This window comes from Cryobacterium tepidiphilum (genome assembly GCF_003716325.1).
In the GTDB taxonomy this organism is placed as follows: domain Bacteria; phylum Actinomycetota; class Actinomycetes; order Actinomycetales; family Microbacteriaceae; genus Cryobacterium; species Cryobacterium tepidiphilum.
Genome location: NZ_RDSR01000007.1, coordinates 131,177 through 140,770, shown reverse-complemented (window position 1 = coordinate 140,770; position 9,594 = coordinate 131,177). Strand labels below are relative to the sequence as shown.

Below are 9,594 nucleotides of genomic sequence, written 5' to 3'. Positions count from 1 at the left end.
CACCTGCTCCACCGCCACGGCTGGAAGATCCAGGTCATCGACAACGTCCCCTGGTTCATCCCCCCGGTCACCGTCGACATCCACCAAACACCACGCCGCGGCGGCCGACTCAGACCACCCACCAGGCAATGAAGCGGCGTCGGGACTACCGCGCGGTGCTGGCCAGAACCGCTGACCACGCCGACGCCAGATCGGCTTCCGAGTAGAGCCGCTCGGGGCGGATCACTTGGTCGTCGGCGACGAAGTAGAACACGGCGTCGACCTGCTCCGGGTCGATGCCCCGCCAGCTCGCGAACGCCAGCCGGTAGAGCGCGAGCTGCATCTGCTTGAGCTCGAGGTCGGCTGCGTCTTTGGGGGCCTTGCCGGTCTTCCAGTCCACGACCTGAAATCCCGTCTCCGTGCGATACACGGCGTCAAGCTTGCAGATGAAGACCTGGCCGGCGAGCACATAGTGGATCTCGATCTCGACCTCCTCGGGCTGCAGCGCACCCCACGGGGACCGCTCGAACGTGGCCTGTAGTGCGGCCAGTCGCTCCTCGACCCCCTGACCCGCGCCGTCGTCGGCGTCGAGGTCCAGCTCGGCCGGCACGATGTCGATGAGGTCACCGGCTGACGCTCCCCCGGAGCGTTGCTCCACCCAGCTGTGGAACAAGGTGCCCAGGCGGGTGGCCCGGTACGGCCGCTCGGGCATGGGCCTCCGCACGCGGGCGATCGCGCCGAGCGGGTCGTCGACGTAGTCCTTGAACCGGGACGCCGGGATACGCGCGGGGAGGGCGCCGCTCCCGCCCTGCGCTCGCTCGGCGCGCTCCTGCAGCAGCAGGGCGATGTCCGTGGCCAACGGGGTCTCGGCATCCGTTGTCGGCGCAGCCTCCACCAGCGTGGCGGCGGTTTCGACCACGCGGCGGCGGGCGGCGAGCGGGTCGAACGGCCAGTGCTCCTCGGGGCCCCGGTCGGCGTCGGGTTTGTCGTCGAAGGCGCTGCCCGCGGGGAGCGCCTCGATGATGCCCGCTTCGGCCAGTTCCACGAGGAAGCGGCTGGGCTTTCGCACGCGCGTGCCGGCGCCCCAGAACGCCCCCGTGAGCAGGAGTTGCTGCTGGGCGCGCGTGGTGGCGACGTAGATGAGCCGGCGCTCCTCCGCATCGTGCCGGTGGGCGAGTTCCTCCTTGTAACCCTGGAACTCCTCGTCGAAGGACTTCTGGGTGTCGTGGTCGCGCCAGCGCAGCCGGGGAAGCTCGTTGCGGTCACCGCGGAACGGGTAGGGCAGCTCGCCGAAGCGCACCCAGCCGGTCGTCTCCTTCGCCTTCGCGGGCAGCGAGTCCTCGGTCAGGCCGGGGATGACCACGTAGTCCCATTCGAGTCCTTTGGAACCGTGGACGGTGAGCAGTTGAACGGTTCCCGGTTCCGATGCCTCGCTACGCGGACCCATGTCGTCTTGCCTGGCCGCACGGTCGAGCCAGCGCAGGAAGCTGGCGAGGCTGCCGTCGTCGTCGCTGGCCTGGAACGCCGCCACGTTGTCGTGGAAGGCGTGCAGGTTGGCCAGCCCCAGCCCCTTGGTCTCGTTGGCGACGAGTTCGATGTCCAGGAGCAGCTCCTGCTCGATGAGGCGCACCAGGTCCAGTAGCGCGAGCGTCGACCGGGAGCGGAACCATGCCAGCAGGCGTCCGGCGTCGCGGAGTCGCTCCAGCCCGTCGGCGCTGAAACCCGCGAGCTGGCCGTGCGACGGGGGCGCTGAGGCGACGAAGTCGAGCGCGTCCACGAGCGACGTGGTTTCCTCGGCGGCGACGGATGCCCGGATCTTCGCTTTCATCTCGTCGCTCACCGCCTGCTGCGCCCAGTCGTGCGAGGCGAGCCAGCCGGCGACGCGGGCGAGCGCCTGCACGTCCCGGGCACCGATGCGCCAGCGACCGCCGGTGAGGAGACGGATCAGCTCGCTCCCGGCGCCGGGATCGTGGACGACACGCAGCACGCAGACGACATCGGCCACCTCGGGTGTGGAGAGGAGTCCGCCGATGCCGAGGACGTGCGCCTTCACCCCGTGCTCGCGCAGCACCTCGGCGAAGTACTCCATGTCGCGGCGCGCCCGGAACAGCATCGCGGCGGTCTGGACGGTGCCGTCGGGCAGGCGCGCGGCCAGCCAGCGGGCCGCCGCGGTGGCCTCTTCGGCGAGGCTCTCGCACATCATCCCCTCGACCGCGCCCGCGGCCTTGCCGGATGGCGCCTTGAGCGTCTCGACCTGGATGCCGCCTGGCCGGGCCCTGAGCGCGGCGCTCAGCGGCTCGACCAGCGTGTTGGCCGCGTTGAGCACCCGCACAGGGTTCCGCCAGGTGTACGACAGCGACATGCTGGCCGCCCCACCGTTCGGCGCGAAGTCGCGGGAGAAGCCGAGCAGGTTGGCGGAACTGGCCCCGCGCCATCCGTAGATGGACTGGTGCGGGTCGCCGACCGCCATCACCGGGTGGGAGGCGAACAGCGTGCTCAGCAGCTCGGTCTGCAGCACCGACGTGTCCTGGTATTCGTCGAGGAGCACCACCCGGTACTGGTCACGGTAACGCAGGGCGACGCTCTCCACCCGCCGGCAGATCTGCAGCGCGAGGGCCACCTGGTCGGAGAACTCGATCAGGCCGAGCCGCTGCTTCTCCTGCTGGTAGCGCTCGGCGAGGTCGCCGAGCACCGGCAGCGGAGCCACCGCCTCCAGGGCCGTCACGACCGAGTCGAACGGCTTCGTCTTGCGCGCCGAGCCGTAGGGAAGGTCGGCGAGGTAGGCGAAACCTTCGGCGAGCCCGGCGACGTCGTGCGACCGTTCCGGCTCGCCGGGGAACTGCGCCGGCGGGTTCTCGGCGAGCAGTCTGCTGAACCGGAGCACGGCATCCGTCACCGCGTCGACGTTCTTGCCGAACGCGACGAGCCGTCGGTCGCCGCGCTCGAGCACCACCGACCGTGCCAGCAGCCACGCGGAGGTCTCGGACAGCAGCGCAGACTCGGGCTCCCGGCCGAGGAGCAGGGCGTTGTCGGAGAACAGCCGGCTCGCGAAGGAGTTGTAGGTGGAGACGGCGGGACTGTTGAACAGGTCGGAGGCGGCGTCGGCGCCCTGTCCCGTGTCGTCGCTCGCCGGCAGGAGTCCGGCGTCATCGAGTTGCCGGATGCGATTGTTGATGCGTTCGGCGAGTTCGCCGGCCGCCTTGCGGGTGAAGGTGAGCCCGAGGACCTGGTCGGGCCGGACATGGCCGTTCGCGAGGAGCCACAGCACCCGGTTGGCCATCGTCTCGGTCTTGCCGCTTCCGGCGCCGGCGACGACGAGGGTGGGTGCGAGGGGCGCCTCGATGACGGCCTGTTGTTCGTCGGTGGGCCGGGGCAGGCCGAGGGCGTGGGCGATCTCGGCCGCTGACCGTGCGCTCACGAGCTGACCTGCGTGATGATGTGGATGCGGCAGGATCCGAACGACCAGGGGTCCAGGCAGTGCTCGTCCATCCTGGCCAGGAACGTGGCCCCGCCCATGCCTGCCGCGTCGGCGAGGACACGCTCCCGGAATGCCTCCCGCTGGTCGGGCGCGAACGGCTGCTGCATCGGGTCGCGGTAGTTCTTCTTCGTGGTGCCCGAGGAGACGATGACCAGCTGCGCGCCGGCGAGGTCGGTGCCCGGGGGGATGCCGTCGATCGCTCCCTCGTGGAAGGCGAGCTGGTAGGCGCCGAGCTGGGGGTGGTCGACGACCCCGTCGTCGGCGATGGGGTCGCCTTTGCCGGTCTTCAGGTCGACGATGACGGCGCGGCCGTCGGCCAGCTGTTCGACGCGGTCGATGGTGCCGGAGAGCACGGCGTTGCCGATCGCGAATTCGAAGCCGCCCTCCGCCTGCAGCAGGGCGGAGCCGTTGCGGCGGAAGTCGGCGAGGTACGCGGCGAGGCGATCGGTGAGCTCACGCGCGTGTGCCTTCTGCACGTCGGATTGCCAGTCGGCGTCGAAGGTCAGCTCTCCCCAGCGCTCCTCGACGGCCGCCCACAGTGCGTCGGGCGTGGGATCGACGGCGTCTTCCATGACCTTGTGGATGATGGTGCCGAGGCTGGCAGCGGTGCTGCCGCCCCCGCCGCTGAGCTGCCCGATCAACCAGTGCAGCGGGCACGATTCGAACGACGCCATCTTCGAGGGCGACACGCGCACCGGTCCGTCCCCGGCTTCCGGGTCGTTGAGGGGCTGCACGGTGGAGGGCGGGCGCATGCCGTACCACTCGGACGGGTCGGCGCCGGGTACCCCGGCATCGGCCAGTTGGGCGAGGCCGAGGGCCGCGTCCCGTGCCCGCGGCGGCAGTGCCGCGAGGGGCAGCGACTCGCGACCGGCGTCGACCATGGGGCGGAGTGCGCCTGTGAGGTCACGCCGGAACCGCGCCACGAGACCGCGCAACGACAGCGGATACCGCGTGACCGGGTCGGGATCGGGTTCGGGCAGCATCCGGAAGAACACCGATGCCCGGTTGTCTTCGTTCTCGACGGCCGTCACGAGCAGCTCGGCCGTTGCGCGCGACGCCGCTTGCGCGAACATGCGCAGCTCGTCGTGCACCACGGCGGTGCGGGCATCCGTGGCTGAGGCGTGCTGCTGGGAGCAGAGCGCGGCGAGCTCTCCGGCGGCGAGCAGCGACCCGCGGATGCGAAGGTCGGGCCAGACGCCGTCCTGCACGCCGGCGACCACCACGACCGAGAATTCCCGCCCGATCGTGCCCGCGGGCGTGGAGACCACGACGGCGTCGCCCTGAGCGCGGGGCGCGAGGGTGTCTTCGGGCACGTCGGTGTCGACGAGGTGTTCCAGGAACAGCAGGGGCGGGGCGGAAGGGGTGCGTTCCACGAACCGCTGCGCGGCCGAGAACAGGGCTACGACGGCGTCGAGGTTGCGGTTGGCTTCGTCGGCGACGATGCCGGTGCCGAGAGCCTGCTCCCGCCAGCCGGTGGCGAGTCGGCTCCGCTCCCAGAGCCCCCACAGAAGTTCTTCGATCGTGGCGCCGGCACGGTAATCGGCGGATGCCTGCCGCAGGCTCTCGCCGAAGGCCGCCGCACGGCGGGCGGTGCGGTTGTCGATCAGCGCGAGCGGGCCCGGCACGGTGAGCGCTTCGACGAGCAGCTCGTCGGCGCTGCGGTTGCCGGTGCCGGCCAGCTCCTGCTGGCGAAGCGCGGCGCGCAGCCGCCGCAGGGTGACCGGGTCGAGGCCGCCGAGCGGCCCGAGCAGCAGGTCGACGGCGTTCCGCCCGTCGAGGGGCCGGCGGCCCATCGTCACGTCGAGGGCGAGGATGAACGCCTTCACGGCCGTTTCGTCGCGAAGCGCCGTGGTGGCCGCCTGCACCTGTGTGGGCACCTCGAGGGCGGCGAGTCCCTTCGACAGCACGGGAACCAGCGACCCGCTCCGCACGATGACGGCCATGTCGCTCCACGGCACGTCGCCCTGCAGGTGGCGTTCCCGGAGACGCCGGGCGATCACCCCGAGCTGTTCGGCGGGGCTGCCGACGACCACGCTCTGCACGGTGCCGGGAGCGGCATCCGCTTCTGGCGCGGCGGCCCGCTGGGTGCCGGCCGCGGCGGCGCCGATGCGGGATGCGGCCTCCCGCACGACGGTTCGCACGGAGGAGCCGTGCCGGTAGACGGTGTCGAGCACGATGGCCTCGGGCGCGGGGGTACCCGGGGGCAGCGACCCGAGGTGCGCGGCGAGGCGCCCGAGGGTGTCGGGGTGCGCCCCGCGGAACGAGCCGGTGCTGATGTCGGGGTCGCCGAACGCCACGACCGCGACACCGCGCGCGGCGAACTGGGCCAGCAGCGTGAGGGTGGCCTGGGTGCACTCCTGGGCGTCGTCGACGAGGATCAGCCGGAGGCCCGCGAGTGGGCCGAGCACCGCGGCGGTGCCGGCGGGCGCGGACCGCACAACGGCTGCCGCATACTGGGCCAGCTCGGTGGAGTCGTACTGGCCCGGGCGGGCGAGGTCTTTCACGTCTTCGTAGTCGCGGATGAACTCGGCGGCCGCCTGCCACTCCGGGCGCCCGTGCTGGGCGCCCAGGCGGGCGAGCTCGACGGGCGGCACCCCGTACTCCACGGCGCGCATCATGAGGTCGCGGAGCTCGGTGCGGAAGCCCCGCAGTCGGCGCACGTCGGGGCCGAGGTGGTCGGGCCACGCCGGGCCGGTGCCCTCCTCGAGGTGCCCCTGCAGCAGCTCGGCGATGATCTGGTCTTGTTCGCCGCCCGTGAGGAGGGTCGGGGCCGGCTCGCCCTGGGTGGCGCGCGCGGCGGTGACGATCTGGAACGCCACCGAGTTCACGGTGCGGGCGACGGGACCGTTGGTCGGCACGCCCAGGCGCAGGGCGATGGTGTCGCGGAGGGCGCTCGCACCGCTGCGGGTGGGCGCCAGGGCCAGGATCTCGCTCGGTGAGTACCCCCGGCCGAGTACCCGCTCGGCGACGAGCTCGATAAGCGCCGTGGTCTTTCCCGTGCCCGGAGCGCCGATGACGGACGCGGACGCCCCGTCGGGGAGATCGAGGACGCGGCGCTGCCCGTCGTCGAGCAGCACCCGGTCGAAGGCATGTTGGGCCGAGGTGGCGTCTTCTCGCAGCTCGATTCCGGTGGTGCTCACGAAAACCACGGTAACGGTTGCCTCTGACATTCCCTGCGGCGCCGCGGCGTGGCCGAACTGCCGTAATCTGGCAGGAAGGCAACGAAAGGCGACCCGTGGACATCCGTATCGGCATCTTCAACACCCCCCGTGAAATCAGCTTCGAGACCGCGCAGGCCGTGAGTGAGATCGAGGAGATCGTCGCAGCGGCGCTGTCGGGCACGAGCGACTACCTCAAGCTCACCGATTCGAAGCACAACACCTACATCGTTCCGACGAGCGGGCTCGCCTACGTGGAGCTCGGCACGGAGGAATCGCGCCGCATCGGCTTCGTCTCCTAGCGGGCGCCGTGGAACTCCTCTTCGTCACGCTCGGCGGGGCGATCCTGGGCCTCATCGCCCGGTACGCCCTGCCGCACCGGGCGGCGCACGGCGCCGTGCTGGTGCCGGCGGTCGGCACGGCCGTGGCTGCCTTCGTCTGGGTCGCGCTCACCTGGCTCGGCTGGGCGTGGGACGGCGGCTGGATCTGGTGGGTGTCGCTCGGCGCATCCTTCGTCGTCGCCGTGGTCGTCGACCTCTGGCTCGGCCGCCGGCGCGCCGAGCACGACAAGCGGATGCTGCACACCCTCACCCGCAGCGGCGTTCCCGCCCGCGCCTGACTCGCCGGCGGTTACGCCGTGAGCCCGAGGGAATCCATGCGGCGGGTGTGTGCGGCGATCAGCTCGGTGAAGACCGGCTCGATGCGCAGTTCGTCTGACACGAGGTCGCCCGTGGCGTGAATCGCGGAGCGGGCGACGAGCAGGGTGTCGCCCACCAGGCGCCTGCCCCAGAGCGCCAGCCGCGAGGCAAGCGCGGGGTCCGCCGCGATCGCCGCCTGCAGCTCGGTCACGATCACATGCGTGCCCTCGTCTTCGCCGAGGATCTGCGCGGCCCGCGGGCCGATGTCGCTCGGCAGCCCGGCGGAGAGGCGGATGAAGAAGTCGTCGAGGAACCCCGCCGTGAGGAAGCACCACAAAAGCAGTTCGGCCCAGTCGGCTCCGAGGGTGGTGGTGCGGAAGCGGTCGAGGTGCGGCGCGAACGGGGTCATCGCCTCGGCCGGATCGCTGCCGCGGCGCTTCATCTCGGCCACCAGGCCGTGATGCTTCGCGAGCACGCGGCCCGCCGCCGTCGACAGGTTCTCCTTGGCGTGGATGCCCGGCGCGTTCGCCACGGCGAGCGCCAGGCTCTCGAAGACGCCGAGTTGGAAGTACGCCGCCTGGGCAAGGTAGGTGACAGGTTCGGGAACGAGGTCGGCGATGTCGACGCGCTTGGCCGCCCGGCTCTCCCCGCGCGGTTTCAGCCGGGGAATTTCGACGCGCTGCGGTCGTCCACCAACCCACGAGATCACGAGCCCAGCTTAGGACACCCGGGGCTTCCCGGCCCGATCCGTGGCCTCTGCCGGTAAGCTGGCTTCACGTCGCCGACACAGGATCGGCGACTTTGCGCCTGAGACAGAAGACGGGCGCATCCTTCTTCTAGGTAATGACAGGCAAAAATTCGTGACTTTCTCCGAACTCTCCATCGACCAGGACATGGTCGACGCCCTCGCTGACAAGGGCATCACCGAGCCGTTCCCCATCCAGACCCAGACGATTCCCCTCGCCCTCGCCGGGCAGGACATCATCGGCCAGGCCAAGACCGGTACCGGCAAGACCTTCGGGTTCGGTCTTCCGCTGATCCAGCGTCTCGGGCTGAGCCCCGAACCCGGCGTGCAGGCGCTCATCGTGGTGCCTACCCGTGAGCTCTGCGTGCAGGTCTCCGAAGACCTCGAGCTCGCCGCGAAGAACCGCGACACGAAGATCGTCTCCATCTACGGCGGCAAGGCCTACGAAGGCCAGATCGAGCAGCTCAAGGCCGGCGCCCAGATCGTGGTCGGCACCCCGGGCCGCCTGCTCGACCTCGCGAACCAGCGGCTGCTGAGCTTCAAGAACGTGCGCGAGATGGTGCTCGACGAGGCCGACAAGATGCTCGACCTCGGCTTCCTCTCCGACATCGAGAAGCTGTTCTCGCAGACCCCGCCCACCCGGCACACGATGCTGTTCTCGGCGACGATGCCGGGCCCGATCGTGGCCCTGGCGCGCCGCTTCATGACCCGGCCGATCCACATCCGTGCCAGCGACCCCGACGAGGGCCTCACGCAGGCCAACATCGAGCACCTCATCTACCGCGCGCACAACATGGACAAGGATGAGGTGATCGGCCGCATCCTGATGGCCTCGGGCCGCGGCAAAACCGTGATCTTCACGCGAACCAAGCGCGCCGCCGCGAAGCTCGTCGAGGAGCTGAACGACCGCGGCTTCAACGCTGCCGCCGTGCACGGCGACCTCAACCAGGAGCAGCGTGAGCGGGCCATGGCGGCGTTCAAGGCCGGCAAGAAAGACATCCTGATCGCAACGGATGTCGCCGCGCGCGGCATCGACGTCGACGACGTCACGCACGTGATCAACCACACCATCCCCGAGGACGAGAAGGCCTACCTGCACCGCGTGGGCCGCACCGGGCGCGCCGGCAAGACCGGCATCGCCGTCACCTTCGTCGACTGGGACGACCTGCACAAGTGGGCCCTCATCAACCGGGCCCTCGACTTCGGGCAGCCGGAGCCGACGGAGACCTACTCGTCGTCGCCGCACCTCTACACCGACCTCAACATCCCCGCGGGATCGAAGGGACGCCTCCGGGCGACCCCGGTGAAGGACGCCGAACCGCGTGCCGGCCGCTCCGGCGGAAGCTCCTCGGGCGCCGCGGGCGGGAACGGCGGGCGCAGCGCGGGACGCACCGGCGGCGACCGCACCCGCAGCCGCACGCGCGTCGGCCGCACCACCAACCCCGACGCTCCCGAGGCCACCCCGGCCGCCGGCACGCACGACGGCGGCGGAGCCCAGCACCAGGACGGCCACCGCTCGCCGCGCCGGCGCACCCGCCGCCGCACGCCGCAGGGCGGCGCGCCCGGCGGCGCCGCGTAACCCTCACCAGGCTTCAC

Annotated in this window: 6 protein-coding genes; 3 read left to right on the top strand and 3 right to left on the bottom strand. The window is 71.1% G+C overall.

Features of this window, described 5'->3' with window-relative positions:
* Window positions 1-145: 145 nt before the first annotated feature.
* Complete coding sequence (locus tag EEJ31_RS06400) at window positions 146-3,397, bottom strand: ATP-dependent DNA helicase (protein WP_123045458.1); 3,252 nt, start codon at window positions 3,395-3,397, stop codon at window positions 146-148.
* Entirely contained in the window at window positions 3,394-6,597 is a 3,204-nt protein-coding gene (locus EEJ31_RS06395; protein WP_233563764.1) for an ATP-dependent helicase, read from the bottom strand. Before EEJ31_RS06395 ends, EEJ31_RS06400 begins: the two co-directional genes overlap by 4 nt.
* A gap of 95 nt (window positions 6,598-6,692) precedes the next feature.
* Here EEJ31_RS06395 and EEJ31_RS06390 point away from each other — a divergent pair, with 95 nt between their 5' ends.
* Together EEJ31_RS06390 and EEJ31_RS06385 are read left to right on the top strand one after the other, a co-directional pair.
* The gene (locus EEJ31_RS06390) at window positions 6,693-6,917 is read left to right on the top strand and encodes a DUF3107 domain-containing protein (protein ID WP_123045456.1); all 225 of its coding nucleotides are present in this window, start codon (window positions 6,693-6,695) and stop codon (window positions 6,915-6,917) included.
* Window positions 6,918-6,925: 8 nt separating this feature from the next.
* Window positions 6,926-7,234 carry a hypothetical protein gene (locus EEJ31_RS06385; protein WP_123045455.1) on the top strand — a complete coding sequence of 103 codons (309 nt, stop codon included), beginning with the start codon at window positions 6,926-6,928 and terminating at the stop codon, window positions 7,232-7,234.
* Between the two features lie 11 nt (window positions 7,235-7,245).
* On the opposite strand, the gene EEJ31_RS06380 is transcribed toward EEJ31_RS06385, so the two are convergent.
* Entirely contained in the window at window positions 7,246-7,962 is a 717-nt protein-coding gene (locus EEJ31_RS06380) for a ferritin-like fold-containing protein (protein WP_123045454.1), read from the bottom strand.
* Between the two features lie 151 nt (window positions 7,963-8,113).
* Between EEJ31_RS06380 and EEJ31_RS06375 the strand changes: the two genes are divergently transcribed.
* Window positions 8,114-9,577 carry a DEAD/DEAH box helicase gene (locus tag EEJ31_RS06375; protein WP_123045453.1) on the top strand — a complete coding sequence of 488 codons (1,464 nt, stop codon included), beginning with the start codon at window positions 8,114-8,116 and terminating at the stop codon, window positions 9,575-9,577.
* Window positions 9,578-9,594: the final 17 nt, after the last annotated feature.